At 64.6% G+C, this 15534-nt stretch carries 15 protein-coding genes; 9 read left to right on the forward strand and 6 right to left on the reverse strand.

Going from position 1 to position 15534, the window contains the following annotated elements:
• The first annotated feature begins 48 nt into the window (after positions 1-48).
• The 7 genes from CSW62_RS08440 to CSW62_RS08470 all read left to right on the forward strand — a co-directional run bounded on the left by CSW62_RS08440 (position 49) and on the right by CSW62_RS08470 (position 8776).
• Positions 49-2343 carry a TonB-dependent siderophore receptor gene (locus tag CSW62_RS08440; protein WP_099576800.1) on the forward strand — a complete coding sequence of 765 codons (2295 nt, stop codon included), beginning with the start codon at positions 49-51 and terminating at the stop codon, positions 2341-2343.
• Positions 2344-2452: 109 nt separating this feature from the next.
• A complete protein-coding gene (locus CSW62_RS08445; RefSeq protein WP_099576802.1) occupies positions 2453-3448 on the forward strand; it encodes an alpha/beta hydrolase in 996 nt (331 codons plus the stop codon).
• Positions 3449-3664: 216 nt separating this feature from the next.
• On the forward strand, positions 3665-4672 hold the full coding sequence (locus tag CSW62_RS08450) for a LacI family DNA-binding transcriptional regulator (RefSeq protein WP_099576804.1): 1008 nt from the start codon (positions 3665-3667) through the stop codon (positions 4670-4672).
• Between the two features lie 201 nt (positions 4673-4873).
• Positions 4874-6148: an MFS transporter gene (locus CSW62_RS08455; RefSeq protein WP_099576806.1), complete on the forward strand. Its 1275-nt coding sequence runs from the start codon at positions 4874-4876 to the stop codon at positions 6146-6148.
• A complete protein-coding gene (locus CSW62_RS08460; protein WP_099576808.1) occupies positions 6145-7287 on the forward strand; it encodes a Gfo/Idh/MocA family protein in 1143 nt (380 codons plus the stop codon). The genes CSW62_RS08455 and CSW62_RS08460 overlap by 4 nt, the downstream gene beginning before the upstream one ends.
• The gene (locus CSW62_RS08465; protein WP_099576810.1) at positions 7284-8390 is read left to right on the forward strand and encodes a sugar phosphate isomerase/epimerase; all 1107 of its coding nucleotides are present in this window, start codon (positions 7284-7286) and stop codon (positions 8388-8390) included. Before CSW62_RS08460 ends, CSW62_RS08465 begins: the two co-directional genes overlap by 4 nt.
• Before the next feature lie 29 nt (positions 8391-8419).
• Entirely contained in the window at positions 8420-8776 is a 357-nt protein-coding gene (locus CSW62_RS08470; protein ID WP_199170548.1) for a cytochrome c family protein, read from the forward strand.
• Between the two features lie 126 nt (positions 8777-8902).
• Here the strand turns inward: CSW62_RS08470 and CSW62_RS08475 are convergent, their stop codons facing one another.
• From CSW62_RS08475 to traA, 4 genes are read right to left on the reverse strand one after another with little or no spacing between them, the layout of a single operon-like run.
• Positions 8903-9223 carry a DNA-binding transcriptional regulator gene (locus CSW62_RS08475; RefSeq protein ID WP_099576812.1) on the reverse strand — a complete coding sequence of 107 codons (321 nt, stop codon included), beginning with the start codon at positions 9221-9223 and terminating at the stop codon, positions 8903-8905.
• Positions 9204-9587 (reverse strand): type II toxin-antitoxin system RelE/ParE family toxin, encoded by a 384-nt coding sequence (locus CSW62_RS08480; protein ID WP_099576814.1) that lies wholly within the window; start codon positions 9585-9587, stop codon positions 9204-9206. Before CSW62_RS08480 ends, CSW62_RS08475 begins: the two co-directional genes overlap by 20 nt.
• 52 nt (positions 9588-9639) lie before the next feature.
• A complete protein-coding gene (locus CSW62_RS08485) occupies positions 9640-10341 on the reverse strand; it encodes a DUF6118 family protein (RefSeq protein WP_099576816.1) in 702 nt (233 codons plus the stop codon).
• A 9-nt stretch (positions 10342-10350) separates the two neighbouring features.
• On the reverse strand, positions 10351-13209 hold the full coding sequence (gene traA, locus CSW62_RS08490; protein WP_099576818.1) for a Ti-type conjugative transfer relaxase TraA: 2859 nt from the start codon (positions 13207-13209) through the stop codon (positions 10351-10353).
• A 159-nt stretch (positions 13210-13368) separates the two neighbouring features.
• On the opposite strand from traA, the gene CSW62_RS08495 reads away from it, so the two are divergent.
• Both CSW62_RS08495 and CSW62_RS08500 read left to right on the forward strand, forming a co-directional pair.
• Positions 13369-13647: a conjugal transfer protein TraD gene (locus CSW62_RS08495; protein ID WP_099576820.1), complete on the forward strand. Its 279-nt coding sequence runs from the start codon at positions 13369-13371 to the stop codon at positions 13645-13647.
• Between the two features lie 73 nt (positions 13648-13720).
• Complete coding sequence (locus CSW62_RS08500; RefSeq protein ID WP_099576822.1) at positions 13721-13939, forward strand: conjugal transfer protein TraD; 219 nt, start codon at positions 13721-13723, stop codon at positions 13937-13939.
• A 56-nt stretch (positions 13940-13995) separates the two neighbouring features.
• Here the strand turns inward: CSW62_RS08500 and CSW62_RS08505 are convergent, their stop codons facing one another.
• The gene (locus tag CSW62_RS08505; RefSeq protein ID WP_099576824.1) at positions 13996-14457 is read right to left on the reverse strand and encodes a MucR family transcriptional regulator; all 462 of its coding nucleotides are present in this window, start codon (positions 14455-14457) and stop codon (positions 13996-13998) included.
• A gap of 411 nt (positions 14458-14868) precedes the next feature.
• Positions 14869-15390 (reverse strand): hypothetical protein, encoded by a 522-nt coding sequence (locus CSW62_RS08510; protein WP_099576826.1) that lies wholly within the window; start codon positions 15388-15390, stop codon positions 14869-14871.
• Positions 15391-15534 lie beyond the last annotated feature (144 nt).

A 15534-nucleotide genomic window follows, 5' to 3' on the forward strand; every position in this document is an offset into this window, starting at 1 on the left:
TCAATGCGGGGATAAGACCAACCATAATAACGAAAGGGAGCAGGGAACATGAAGAAAACTCGGGGGAATGCAGGGTTGTTGGCGGCGCTGATGGCCGGATGCGCGGGGGCGGCCTTTGTCGCGCCGGCCTGGGCGCAGACAGTGAAGACCCAGATACCTGCATCGCAGGCGGACGACAGCAAGTCGTCCCCTGAATCCTCACTGGTCTCGGACATCGTCGTCACCGGCTATCGCGTCGATGCCACGACCAGTGCGACGGGCCTAGTTACCGCCATCGTCGATACGCCGATGTCGATCTCCGCCGTCACCGACAAGTTCTTGCGCGACACTGGATCGACCCAGTTGATGGATGCGATCGGCTCGCTGACGGGCGTCACAGGCCAGAGCAACAGCGGCGAAACGCCGACCAATTTCAGTGTGCGCGGTTATGCGGTCGCGCCGCAGATCGACGGGTTCAGCACCTTGTCGATCACCGGCGGGCTCGGCTCGTCCGTCGCGGTCGAGCGGATCGAGGTCTTGAAGGGGCCATCGGCCGTCTTCAATGGCAACGTGCCGCCCGGCGGCACGATCAACATCATCTACAAGCGCCCCTCGTTCAAATCGGAAAGCTATGTTGAGCTGACTGGCGGCAGCTGGAACTACAAGAGCGCGGAGCTTTTCTCGACTGGCGCGCTCGTGCCCGACAAGGTCGCCTATCTGATCGACGGTTATGTCAAGGACAGCGACGGCTGGGTGGACTGGACCAAGCATGATGAGCGGACGATCGTCGGCGCGCTCCGCGTTGAACCGATCAAATCGCTCCGCTTCGATGTGGGCGTCCGCAAGACCTCTCATGAGATGCAGATCTCGACCCTGCCGGTGAGCCACGAAGGCTATATCGGTTCCGGCTCGCCCTGGGGGGTGCCCCTCGACGCCTGGGTCGCGCAGAACTACGGCCCGCTTGAGCCGCCACAGACGATCACCGTGCCGCAATATGTGCCGAACGGGCGGCGCGGCAACGTGCTCGGGCCGCAGAATTTCAACAAGTCGGACCTGACGGTCTTCGAGGGGGGAGTTCATTTCTCGCCCAACGACGCCATCGAACTGCGCGATGTCTTCATCAGCCAGAAGTACAACTGGGACGGCCTCACCATCTTGCAAAGCGGCGCGAAGGTCATCGGTGCGGATAGAAAGTCCAGCGTCATTTCCGGGTTGCTCGCTGGCGACATCGCTGGCAGCGGCTGGGAGAACAAGCTTGAAGCCGCACTGCATTTCGATACCGGACCGATCAACCACGAAACACTGATCGGCTATCAGTTGGCGCACAGCCAGTCGGATCACTATCGCGTCTGGGTTGGTGGGCCGGCGCTCAATTCAAGCGGTCAGCCTTGGGACTATTTCGTCGACGGACCGCGCTTGCTGGGGAAGGAATTCGCTGCGCTGACGGCGGCCAATCCCAACCCCGTAATCAATCTTTCGAAGACTTCGAAGGTAAGGACGCACGCCTTCTATGTCGCCGAACAGGCATCAGCCTTTGATGGACGCGTCCGGGTCGTCGTGGGCGGGCGGTACAGCAAGACCTCGACCGACAAACTGGGCGTCCACGCCTTCACGCCGCAGGCCGCGATCCTGATCAAGCCGTTCGACCCGACCTCGCGCCTCGCCGAGACGTCGTTCTTCCTGAACTATTCCAAATCGTTCACCCCCTCAGGCCTGGTCGAGCCGAATACGGGAGATGTTGTGCCGCCGGCGCGCGGCATAGGCAAAGAGATCGGCGTCAAAACTTCCTGGTTCGGTGGGCGGCTGGCCAGCACCGTCTCCTATTTCCAGGATGAATTGCACGACATCGCGACCCCGGACTATTCGCAGCAGGGGCAAACCGGCATGGCCGTCTTCCATCTCGGAGGGGCCGGTCGGGTCGAAGGCGTGGAAGGGGATATTGTCTGGACGCCTAGCAGCGCGTTGCAGATCAGCGCCAACTACACCTATCTGCCCACCGCGAAGTACACCAGTTATCCCAACGTGCCACAGCAGGAGGGGCTTCGCTTCCCCTCGACCCCGAAGCGCGCTTTCAACCTATCGGCGCGCTATGCCTTGCCGGAAGGGGCGCTCAAAGGAACCTATGTCGGCGGCTGGCTCCACACCCAGTCGTCCACGCGCGGTGTGCTCAATTCGGACTGGCAGTACAACGTCGTCATTCCCACCCAGACCGACGTCGATGCGTTTCTCGGCTACCAGTTCGGCAATTGCGATCTCCGCCTCAACGTGAAGAACCTGCTCAATCGCGACGGCTATGTCGCAGGCAACGCCTTCCAGCCGGCGTCGCCCCGATCGGCCTTCTTGACCCTGCGGATCGCGCGCTGACGGTGGGCGAAGCCCAGGGACTGAACGGCGTCCCTGGGCTTTCGCTTGCGCGCTGGCGCGCGTGTGCAAGCAGCCGTTTCCCGTCTCCAAACCAGCCGGAAGGAGAGCCATGCGCCTGTTACCGCGCGATCCACCAAACGTCCTGGCACGGAGCATCGCCGCCGCCCGCCGATCAGCATTTGCCTTACTGGGGGCGTGTGCGCTGCTCACGTCTCCCGCGATCGGAGCACCGGCCAACGCCTTGCAGTCCTTGCGCGTCGATACGCCCGCCGCGTTGCGCCACGAGAGCTACCGATTGTGGGACGGGCGTGCGCCAGGCTCGACGGGGGATACGGCGGACGACGTCCCGAGCCTGACGATCTACCGACCCGCCGCGCAGCGCGGCACCAGCCCCGCCGTCGTGATCGCCCCTGGCGGAGGGTATGTGATGCTGGCCTCTGGTCTGGAAGGCAGCGATCCTGCGGCGTGGTTCGCGGCGCGAGGCGTAACCGCTTTTGTCCTGACCTACCGAACCGGCAAAGCGGCGCGGTTGCCGACCGTTCTTGAGGACGGTGCGCGCAGCATCCGTTTCGTCAGGACCCATGCCAAAGACTTCGGGATTGACCCGTCACGGATCGCCATGATGGGCTTCTCGGCTGGCGGACACCTGGCGGCGAGCACCGCGGTCTACGCGACGGCCGGCGACGCGCGATCCGCCGACGAGGTCGAGCGGGTCAGCAGCCGCCCCGACTACCTGATCCTCGGATATCCCTGGCTGGAAGGGACCATCATCGCCAAGGATGGCACATCCCAATATTGCCTATTCGCGCTGGAAAAGCAGGTCCCCTGTCTTCCAGAAGACTATACCCGGTTCGTCCCAACCCGGAGCGTGACAGGAAAGGAACCGCCTACCTTCATATACCATACCACGACGGATACTCTTGTTTCTGTCGCGGGCGCCGTGCGTCTGTACATGGCGCTTCAAGAAAAGGGCGTACCGGTGGAGATGCATGATTTCGCACAGGGCGAGCATGGCACCGGGCTGGGTGGGTCAGACCCGTTGCTATCAATTTGGCCGCTTCTGCTAGAAAACTGGCTCCGCGCCCAAGGCTTCTTTCGGCCATAGCGGCGCGTTGCGACCCCTGGCGCCCGTTCGTTCACCTGTGAGACGACAAGGTTTCGCATGGGCGTGACGGGTACGTACTCGGCACCGGCCAGGCGCTCTATAATTAGCTTGTAAAAAGAACGGGCCCATCTCAGTCTCAATCACAGTGCCTCATTTTCGCGCCGCTATCGTCCGCCGAGTATCATCTTTCGAGAGAGCCGAAGGCATCGTCACGCCATGACCACTGTCCGCGACGTCGCGATCGCCGCGGGCGTTTCGCGGGCGACCGCCGCCCGCGTCATCGCCAATCCTGAAATGGTGGCGGAGGCAACGCGGCTGCGGGTTCTCAAGGTGGTCGAAGAGCTCGGCTATATCCGCAACTCCGTCGCGGCCAGCCTGCGCACGACGCGGACGGGCCGCATCATCGTGACCGTGCCCGATATCGCCAATCCGTTCTTCTCACACGTCATCCGCGGGGTTGAGGAAGCAGCGCAAAAGGCGGGCTATGCCGTCCTCTTGGGCGACACGCGCAACGAGCGCGAGCGTGAGGAGCAGTACGCGGACATGCTCAACCGCAAGGAGGCGGACGGCTTCATCTTCCTCGGCCATCGCCTGCCCGCGACGCTGGCGAAGGTCCTGGCGCGCCAAGGCGGCCGTGCGCCGATCGTCAACGGCTGCGAGTTCACGCCTTCACTCGGCGTTTCGAGCGCCCACATCGACAACGCTAAAGCCAGTTACGAGGTCATGCAGGCGCTCTACGACAGAGGTCATCGCGATATCGCGCTGATTGTCGGGCCGGCCGACAGCCCGCTGACGCGCGATCGGCTGACCGGCGCGCGAGCGGCGGCCGAGGACTACGGTATCGTCGCCAGGCTGATGGTCGAGGCGGGCGATTTCTCGATCGAATCAGGTCGCGCCGCCGCCCTGTTGCTGTTCGCGCGCGCACCGCGGCCGACTGCGATCTTCTGCTTCAGCGACGAGATGGCGATCGGCGCGCTCGCGGCGGCGCGTTCTGCCGGAATACCCTGTCCAGACGCCGTCTCCGTGGTGGGCTTCGACGACATTCAGATGACCCGTTATGTCGATCCGCCCTTGGCCACCGTGCGTCAGCCGATGGCGGAGATCGGCCGGAAAACCGTCGAACTTCTGCTGGGCATCCTGACCGGCCAGCAAATCGATCCCATCTACGCGACATTGCCGCACCAGATCATCGTGCGGGAGAGCCTTGGCCGCGGCCCAGAGTAGACCCTCTCGATTTCATGATCGCTGGCCGACGAGCGCCTTTTTCGGATTGTCATGAGATCGATCTCATGTTTGATGGTTCCAAACACCGCCTAAGCGCGGATGGAGAGGAAACGGCATCGGAAGAGCGTCCAAATGACCCACTCCCGATGTGCGATTGAGGGGCTGCCAGGGTGACGCCCTGGCTCGGGGGAGGCAACGGTGATGGTCAAGTTGCGACTGTCGATCATGATGTTCGCGCAGTATTTCGCCTGGGGCGTCTGGTTCGTGCCGCTCGGCGCCTACATGAGCAAGGGCCTGCATTTCGATACGATCATCGGCGCGGCCTATGGCATGGCCGGTGTTGCGACGATTCTCTCAACCCTGTTTGTCGGCATGATCGCGGATCGCTTCGTCGCGGCGGAAAAGCTCCTCGGCATATTGTCGATCTTGGCCGGCGCGGCCTTGCTTTGGGTGTCGACGATCCGCACGTCGCCGTCGCTCTTCCTGTTCGGCTGCCTCCTGCATTTCATCTTCTATGCCTCGACCATTCCGCTCGCCACGGCGATCGCCTTCAACGCCATGACCGATGTCGGCAAGGAGTTTCCGGGCATCCGCGTGTGGGGCACGGTGGGCTGGATCGTCGCCGGCCTGCTGGTCGGCATCGTGGCCGGCGCCGCGCAGACGGCGATGCCGATGTGGATCGCCGCTGGCATCTATATTGCGCTCGGGCTCTACGCCTTCATCCTGCCCAACACGCCGCCGCGCGCAACCGGCCGGGTTGTCAGCCTTCCCGCGCTCTTTGGGCTGGACGTCATCTTGCGCCACCGTGAACCCGCGCTTTGGATTTTTATCGCCTGCACTCTGACGCTGATGATCCCGCGCAGCTTCTACGACACCTATGCCAACGCCTTCTTTGCCGACAAGGATCTGCACTTGACGCTGCTCGGCATTCGGTTTGAGGCGACGGGCATCCAGACGGCAGGTCAGATCTTCGAGTCGCTGATCCTGGTCAGCCTTCCGTTTCTACTCGGACGATTGGGCATCAAGCATGTGCTGATGATCGGCATGGGCGCTTGGGGTGTTCGCTTTCTGCTCTTTGCTTTTGGCTATCAGGGCGGAAGCGTGATTATGCCAATGGTGTTGCTGGGCATCATTATCCACGGCGTCTGCTACGATTTCCTGATCGTGTCCGGCCAGATCTATGTCGATCGCAAGTTCGATGCGGAGGCCCGGTCGCGAGCCCAGTCCTTCTTCAATCTCATCACCCAAGGTATCGGCGTCGTCGTCGGATCCAACATTGCCGGCGTCGTCTACGCGATGAATGTTGAAGTGGGTGGCGGCCACGACTGGAAGACGATCTGGATCGTACCGGCGGTGATCGCCTGTGTCGCGATGCTCCTGTTCGCGTTCACCTTCCGCGAGACGCCGGGCGCCCAGCGGGCAGATCAAGCGGACGCGCGGCTTCCAGTTCGCGAACCGGGCAATACGCGCGGATGACGCGGGAAGCTCTCCGGCTAGGCCTCATCGGCGGTGGCCCCGGCAGTTTCATTGGTCCGGTGCACCGCATGGCGGCGTGCCTCGACGCGCGATTTATCCTCGCGGCGGGCGCTTTCAGTCGTACGCGGGAAAAGTCGCTCGCCCAGGCGGCCCTCTGGGGCGTTTCCGCCGATCGCGCCTATGACAGCATCGAAGCTTTGATCGCGGGCGAACAACACCGAGACGACGCCGTCCAGGCCATCGCCATCGCGACGCCCAACGACAGCCACTATGCGATTGCCGCGGCGGCGATTCAGGCGGGCTTGCCGGTCATCTGCGACAAGCCGATGACCGCGACGCTGGCCGAGGCCGAGGCGTTGGCCGCTCTTGTGGCGCGGACCGGATGCCCCTTTGCGCTCACCTATGCCTATACGGGCTACGCGATGATCCGAGAGGCGCGCGCGCGGATCGCGTCCGGCGCGATCGGACGGGTCCGCAAGGTCATGGTCGATTACCCGCAGGGCTGGCTGTCCGACCCGATCGAGGCTGACAATGTCCAGGCCGCGTGGCGGACCGATCCCAATCGCGCGGGCTGCGGCGGGGCGATCGGCGATATCGGCGTCCATGCTTTCCAGCTCGCGGAATATGTCAGCGGATTGAGGGTGGTGGAGTTGGTGGCGGACCTGTCCCGCGTCGTCGCCGGGCGGCGACTGGACGATGATTGCAATATCCTGCTGCGCTTCGAGGGCGGCGTGCCCGGCGTGCTGACCGCGTCGCAGATCGCGACGGGCGAGCGCAATGGGCTCAAGCTGCGCATCCATGGCGAGCAGGGCAGTCTCGAATGGCGGCATGACGCGCCGGCCGACCTGATTTTCCGATGGCCCGACGCGCGAACCGAAATCATTCACGCCGGCAGTCCCGGCCTGCACCCGACTGCGCAGCGCGCGATTCGCCTGCCGAGTGGGCATCCCGAAGGCTTCATTGAGGCCTTCGCAACGCTCTATGCCGGTTTCGCCGACGCCATCGAAGGCGCCCAGGATTCGCTGAACGACCTATTGCCCGGCATCGACGACGGCCTGCGATCGATGCGGTTGATCGATCGCGCCGTGCGCTCGAACGACGCCCGCGCGTGGCTGGCCTTTCCGGGGAACGGACAATGAAGACGATCAAGGGCCCCGGGATCTTCCTGGCGCAGTTCCTATCCGACCAGCCGCCGTTCGATACGCTGGATCATCTGGCCGAATGGGCGGCCGGACTTGGCTATGTCGCCCTGCAGATTCCCGCCACGCCGCACCTGATCGACCTCGAAACGGCGGCGGAAAGCCAGGCCTATTGCGACGACCTTCGCGCCCGGCTCGACAAGCACGGTCTCGTGGTGAGCGAGCTTTCGACCCATCTGCAGGGCCAACTGGTCGCGGTGCATCCCGCCTATGATCGGCTGTTCGACGGATTCTGCGCCGAGGCCGTGCGGGGCAATCCGCAGGAACGACAAGCCTGGGCGGTCGAGCAGGTCAAGCTCGGCGCCCGCGCCAGCCAGCGGCTCGGCCTCGACGCGCACGCCACCTTCTCCGGCGCCTTGGCATGGCCCTATATGTATCCGTGGCCGCAGCGCCCATCTGGACTGATCGACGAGGCCTTCACGGAGCTTGCTCGGCGCTGGCGCCCGATCCTCGACACCTTCGAGGACTGCGGCGTCGATTGCGCCTTTGAGATCCATCCAGGCGAGGATTTGCACGACGGCGCGACTTTCGAGCGGTTCCTCGATGGCGTCGATCAGCACCCCCGCGCGCGCATCCTCTACGACCCGAGCCATCTGCTGTTGCAACAGCTCGATTATCTGGCTTTTCTCGACATCTATCACACGCGGATTAGCTGCTTCCACGTCAAGGATGCGGAGTTCCGACCCAATGGTCGGAGCGGTCTCTATGGGGGCTATCAGAATTGGGTCGATCGCCCAGGGCGGTTCCGCTCGCCGGGCGACGGGCAGATCGAGTTCGGCGCGATCTTCTCGAAAATGGCCGCTAACGACTATTCGGGTTGGGCCGTGCTCGAATGGGAGTGCGCGCTTAAGCATCCCGAGGACGGCGCGCGCGAGGGAGCGCCGTTCATCCGTGACCACATTATCCGCGTCACGCCCCGCGCCTTCGACGATTTCACTTCAAGCGAGACTGATCGCAACGCCGATCGCGCGCTGCTCGGGCTTCCTCCCGAGCTTGGCCCGCAGGGCCCCACCAATCCCACTTCACAACCCGGAGCGCTTTGATGAGATGGATATATGGCGCGCTAGCAGCTTTGGCCCCGGTCGCCGTGTTCAGCGCCAATGCAATGCCCGCCGCCCCGCCGGACAATGCCGCCGGCGCGCGGACCTTCAGCACCTGCCAAGCCTGCCACACGATCGAAAAAGGTGGACGCAACGGCATCGGTCCCAATCTGGGGGGCGTGATCGGTCGCCGCGCCGGCTCGGTCGCCGGCTTCAACTATTCGGCGGCGATGAAGAATTCCGGCATCATATGGGATGCGAAGGTGCTCGACGAATTTCTCGCGGCACCGACCAAAAAAGTTCCGGGGACGAAGATGCCGATCAGCGTCCTCGATCCGGCCAAGCGGGCCGCATTGATCGCGTATCTGTCGTCGAGGCCCGCCCAATAGGTTGTCGGCGCGGATGGCCGAGTTTGCCAGTATTGTACTTCTCCGCCGTGGTCCGCCTTCTTGAGGGCGGGTCCGGACGGGATGCCGCGCTCGTAAGCAGACATCATGAGCGCTCATAACGATCAGCTAAGCAAGAATTTGCAACCCGTGCTTCTGGACGATCGCCAGCAGCTTGAGCGCCACGCCGCTGGGCTTCTTGGCTCCGGCCTCCCACTTCTCCACGGTGCTTTCGCTGGTGTTGAGATAGCGAGCGAAGACCGGTTGGCTAACGTGATTGCTTTCGCGCAGCTGCTTGATCTGCGCGGGCTCAATCATCGGCGGCACGGTCAAGCACGTGGCGTCGAAGTCGCGCATCGTGGCCTTGTCGATCGTGCCGGCCCGGTGCATCCCGGCGACGGTGTCATGGATCGCCTCGAAGGCGTCGCTCTTAAACTTGCGCTTGGTCATGACAGATCTCCACAATCACCTTGGCCTGTAGCTCCCTGTCGATCTCCACATCGGTCTTTTCGGCGTAGAGGTCGGCCAGCTTGCGAAAGGCCTTCAATTCGTCGTCGTCGATATTCGCCCTGTCCTTCTTCGCGAACAGATAGGCGTAAACCCAATACCTTCGGCCCTTGGCCAGGATGATGCTGCGGCTGCGGTTCTTGTCGAGGCGCTTTTTGAACACCCCGCCACCCAGATCATCGGCCTGGCCAGCCATGGCCGCCGCAACCGCCGCGCAAAGCTCGCTGTCTTTGATCAGTGCTTTCTTGGCCGCCTTGGTGAACCAAGCCGTCTTGAAGACCCGCGCGACGTCCTTGGCCTCGGTCATGTCAAATATGTAGCACTGAGTGCTACCCCATTCAATGGCGAGGACATGCGCATCATGGCGCGTTCAAGGAGTCCACGCTGATCAGGCAGCGCATTGCGCCCTTGGCTTTCTGAGCTGCCGTTACACACCGAGCCAACACGTCGCGGTTTTGCTCGACGATCCGCCGCGCGGCTTGCATCTCCCGCCAACGCTGCGAGTCAGCAACAGCCAGCAGCCGCTCACCAGCCGGCCACATATCGCGGTGAAGCACGCGGGCCGCCCTCCTCTCGGGCCAAGCCCATTGTTCTGGAGCCGCCTGCGCAACGATGACCGGAAAGCTCGCGCCCAAGATCGCGCCCCCGACCACACCGGCCAACGCCGCTTGCAACAATCGCCAGTTCTGCACGCTGGCCAAACGCGCCGTATCGACCCAGCCGCGAAGATCGCCGGCCGCCCGTTGAAGCATCTCCTGGGCTTGATGCAAGGTCGCGCGGTCCTGCCGGCGAGCCTCATCACCGGCCGCCGCGATCTGCCGCGCTATTTCACCGGGCATAGCCGCCAACGCTGGACTCGTCGCCAGCTTCCCTATCCGTCCAACCGCGACCCTCACGCCTTGAGCGATCTCCTCGAGCGTCTCGCTGTAGTCTGGCGCCGACGCGCGTTCGGCGGCTAGCCCTGTCAGAGCGACATTCAGCAAGGCCACCTCCCGCCGCAACGCCTCGAACGCGACCGCCGCCGGATCGACTGGCGCCTCTGATCCGATGTCCTGATCCATCCCATCCTCCTACAAGCCAAGCCCTCGGCCGCGACCGATGCCGAGGTAGTCCGAGAGTCCCTGGCCCACGCTCCGCCCAATCTCTGCGGGGAGCCCAAGCTCGGGCCTGCGGGCGCGCAGCAGCGAGTCCACCTGCGGATCGCGCTCCAGGCTCTTGGCCATCGCGCCCATGCGGTCCTTGACCTGGCCGGCCCCTGTCATGTCGCCCGCGCGATGCAGTGCTGAGCGCTGGCGCTCCAGGCCCTGCCAACGCTCGACGAACCGATCGGCGCGCAGACGCGGATCGGCGCGAACCTCGGCCTCAAGCTGAAGGACTCGGATCGCCCGCTGCGTGCGGCCGGAGGCCGTCTCACCCGCTAAGCCTGGATCGCGGACATAAGCCCGCTCCAGATCCTTGGTGGCGTGCGCGCCGATCTTCCCCATCGCCTCGCGCGCCTCCTCCAGCGCCCGCCGCTGATGGGCGAGCACCGGCAAGCCGCGGTCGTTCATCCGCATGACGTCGGCCGCGGCGCGGGCGTGGCGCTCCATCGCCTGGCGCTGCGCAAGCTGGTCGTGATCGCGCGCCGGCGCCGCCGGCTGATGCGCTGGGCCGGCCGGCCGGAACCCGGCGAACATGCCGCGCTCGCGCTGCGGCTGATCCTTCGGGCGCATAGACGCCGGCACGCGGATGTCGCGCCGCTCGGCGAAGTCACTGGCCATGTCCTTGACCCGCTCGCGCGACAGCACGCGGGTTAGCTTGCCCAGATCCTCGAACTCGTCACGGCCGTAATGGACCTGCACGCTGTCGCGATGCCGCGACAGGGCGACATAGGCGCCGTGGCGGTCCATACCCGGCGTCGCCAGCACATGGGTCCGATCGACGGTGACGCCCTGGCTCTTATGGATGGTGGCCGCATAGCCATGATCGACCTGGGCATAGTCCTTGAGATCGAAGGCCACCGACCGTCCGGCGTCGAGACGCACGGTGATCTGGGTCGGCGAGACCTGCTCGATCTCACCCAACATGCCGTTCTTCACGCCAAGCCCGCGATCGTTCTTCAGGAACATCAGGCGGTCGCCGGCCGCGAAGGCGCGCTCGCCGCGCTCGGCCTTGACCGCCACGTCCTCCCCCAAGGCTCCAGCCTGGCGTAACCGCTCGCGCGCCGTCAGATTGAGATCGCGGACCTCGTCATTGGTGTGGGTCAGGATGATCCGGCTCTTGCCCGGCTCGTTGAGTCGGTCGCGGTCCCACCGCGCGACCAGATCCTCGCGTGCCTGGTCGCGCGTTTCGGCCGCATGAACCATGCCGCGCGCGTCATAGGCCGCCAGCGCTTCGCCCGTCCGGCCGGTGGCCAGATGCCGCGTGGCGTCGCGCTGCCAGTCCTCATGCTGCCGGCGAACCTGAGTGATCTCGACGTGGGAATGACGCTCGGCGATCGACCGGAACGCCGCCCCGGCTTCGATCGCCTGAATCTGCTCGGGATCGCCGACCAGCACCACCTTGGCCCCGGCCTTGTCGGCCGCCGACAGCAGCCGCTCCATCTGCCGCGATCCGATCATGCCGGCCTCGTCGATCACCAACACGTCGCGGGCGTCCAGCAGTTCGCGCCCCTGGCTCCACTGATGCTCAAGACTGGCGATGGTGCGTGAGGCGATGCCCGATCCGCCCTCCAGGTTCTCGGCGGCGATGCCCGACAGCGCCAGACCCCGGACGTGATAGCCGGCGTCCTCCCAGGCCTCACGCGCCACGCCCAGCAACGCCGACTTGCCCGTGCCGGCATAGCCAACCACCACGCCCAGATCGCGGGACTGGGTGACGTGCTCGAACGCCGCCTTCTGCTCGCCGGAGAGGACGAGGCCGCGCTGCTCGGCCCGCGTCATGGCGCGGCGCTGATCCAGCTCGCTGACCCGGTGCGCCCGACGCTCCGCCATCAAGGTGGAGGCGCGATGCAGACGGTCCTCGACCGCGATCATCTCGCGGCTGGTGAACCGGTCCTGTCCGCGCCGGTCCTGACCCAAGGCGACGAGATCGGGCGAGGCCTGCACCGCGCCCATCGCCCGATCGAACTGCTCCTTGCCGTCCGAATGGCGGTGAATGAACATCGCCAGATCGCGGCGGGTGAAGGTCGCTTGGCTCTTGGTGATGGCGTCCAGGGCGATGCGCGGATCGGCGATGATCCGCTCGCCATTGGCTCGCGCGATCTCGTGATGTTCGTCGAGCCGATCGGCCTCCAGGCCTTCGTCCGCTCTGCGGCCAGCGGCGGGGCCGATCTTGTTCTGCGGCTCAAGGTCGATGCCCTGGTGTTCCAGGCTGCGGTGATCGATCCGCGCGTCGATGTCGAGTTGCGCTAGCCGCTCATTGACGTGATCGGCCCAGGCCTCGCGCCAATGCTCGACCAGCTCGGTGCGGTTCCAGTCGCGGACCTTGGCGCCGAACCCGTCTTCGCCCACTTCGCGCATCGACAGCATGACGTGGGCATGGGGCTTGGCCAGTCCGTCGGGGCCAATATCCCAATGCACATTGAGATCGGCGACCATGCCGCGATCGACCATCTCGCGCTGGACGAAGTCGCGGGCCAACTCGATGCCCTGCGCTTGATCCATCTCGCGCGGGATGGCGAACTCGACCTCGCGTGAGAGCTGGGCGTCCTTACGCTTCTCGCCGGCCTCGACCGTGTTCCAAAGCGTCGCGCGGTCCGACAGATGCCCGGGCGCGCCGTCCGGCAGCATGACCTCGGAATGGACGACGCCGCTCTTGTTGGTGAAGTCGTGGTCGCGATCCAGCCGCTCGTCGTGCAGCCGCGAGGCTGAGCGATAGGCGGCCGAGGCCACGGCGCTGGCCCCGGTGGCGCGGCTGATGACTTTGACGGAGAAGTGGAAGATCGCCATGGCGACAGACCACCTACTACTCTGAGCGCACGTCGGCACGACGTATAAGCGCGCCCTCCAAGATTAAAATCTCGGGAGGGACCGGGCCGTCCCAGTGTGTTCCGGCGACCTTACAGCATTCCGAGGCCCACTGTTTTATCCTGAGCGCATCCCGCCATCATGGAGACTGCGATGCGCAAACCTCGGGACTTTGATGTTGAACTTAAGACGCTGGAAGACAAGGCCAGGACGTTGAAGGAGCGGAAGATCAAGCAGCTCGGCGAGCTGGTGATCGCCACAGGAGCTGACGCCTTGGATGTCGAGACCTTGGCGGGCGGGCTGCTTGGTCTGGTCGAGACGAAGGACGCGGCCCGCAAGGCGGAGTGGCGCAAACACGGCGCGGGGTTCTTTCGCAGCGGGAAGGCAGAACCTCCGCGCGGCGCTGGCGGCGACCAATGATGCCCTGCGCCGAACCACGGCGGCGCGACACCGACTTGCGGCGGGGCGAGCCAGGACCGACACGCGGGCCTGGATGATGCAGCGGCGCGAGCGAACGCACCACCTGATCGAGTTGGGCGGCTTGGTGCACAAGGCCGGACTCGTCGAGCTGACCGGCGATGATCGTGCCGCGCTCTATGGCGCGTTTCTGACGCTGGCGATGATACTTCAGGGCGAGGACCGCGAACACACCCTGGCCCTCTGGCGGCGGGGCGGAAAGCGAGCGTTCGACAACGAGGCGACGGGCCAGTGAGCTAAGGCGACGCGATCAGGCCGCCGAGAGGTCGACGACCTGATCGTCGTGGCCGCCTAGGCGCTTTTGGCGCGAGCCTTCGTGGTCTTGGTTGGCGCCTTAGCTGGCGCCTTGGCTTTGCGACCGCCTTGGCCAAGACCGAGCGCCTTAGCCATCGCGCTACGTGCTTCGCTGTAGGCCGGCGCCGTGGTCGGGTAGTCGTTGGGCAGTCCGAACCTGGCCTTGTACTCGGCGATCGTCACGCCGTGCGTGGTCAGGTGGCGCTTCAAGGTCTTGTAGGGCTTGCCATCTAGGAAGCTGATCAGCGCGTCGGGCGTGATGCTCTTGCGAATCTGCCCGGCGGTCGGCTTGACGATGTCCTCGGCCGCTTCAAGCGCCGGGGCCTCGGCGCCGGACAGGGCGGCGTGAACGGTCTTGATCAGGTTCGGCAGATCCGCGACCGCCACGGAATTGTTGCCGACAAAGGCGGCGACCACATCGGCGGTCAAACCGATCATCGCGGCGTTCTTCTCATCCATAGTGCAGCCCTTCACTTCGAAAATAAGGGCGGGACCGTCGCACTGACTGGCCGCGTTAACAACCAACCGTTCAACTGCGATTGTAAACTCTGGGCCAAGAGCCAGAACCTTCCTTAAGTGCATGCCGAGTCCTGGCCGGGCGGTCCGATGGCGGTCAAGGGCGGCTTGCCGTCGCGTAGCGAGGCGCGCGAAGCGCGCACCCTTGAGGGCCGTCGGACCGTCTGGCGTCCTTGCCGCAGGCACGGAAGTTCTGACTGGAGGGCCGGCCCAAAATGCGAACAGCGCTCGTGCCGGGGGAGAGCACGAGCGCTGCGCTTTGGGACGCGGGGGCCGGCGGGGGAAGACCGGCTTGTCTCGCTGTCGAACTTTAAATTGGTGGGACAGAGAGGCTTTGCAACGGCGCGATTGGGGTCATTTTGCGTTCGGCGGCGGCGGACGACTTTCGACAATCGGTGCGCCGCAATGGGCGCATCGGACGTGCTGCATCTCGGCCACCGCGCCCTTAAACAACTCAAAGCCGTCGCCGCGTTCATGGTCCATGACCTTTACGGCGACCTGAAGCTTGCTGGCGATACCTCGCATGTCACGCGCGACCAGGGCCGGGAGGGCGTCGAGCCCTTGGCGTCGGTGCTCAAACAGCCCCTTCACCTGCTTGTCGATGGCGTCCATTTCTTCGGTGGGCGACAAGGCCTCACGCTGATCGGGTGTCATCTCACGCCACCGCCTTTCCTTGACGAGCACGTTCTCCAGATCCGACCAGCGCGACAACAGCCGGTCGATCTCTGCGTCGAGCGCCAGCCATTCGTCACACCGGGCCGTGACGTCATTCGACGACGATGTTGAGCCTGCGTTGGCGAGGATCGGTGTGGCGCTGGCCGCGCCGATCAAGACCCGGCGGGAGACGGCGAAGGGATCATCCTTACTGTCAGACATGGCGAGCCTCCGGGCTGGACGCAGCGGCGCGTTGGGGGCGGACGCGCTCGATCAAGTCGATGGTTGAAGTAACCCGGCAGAGCGCCGAGGCCGTGTGCGCCTGGACGACTTCAACCGTTAGGCCCAGGTGACGGCTGATCAGGG

Origin of the sequence: Caulobacter sp. FWC2, assembly GCF_002742625.1 — a bacterium.
GTDB lineage: Bacteria > Pseudomonadota > Alphaproteobacteria > Caulobacterales > Caulobacteraceae > Caulobacter.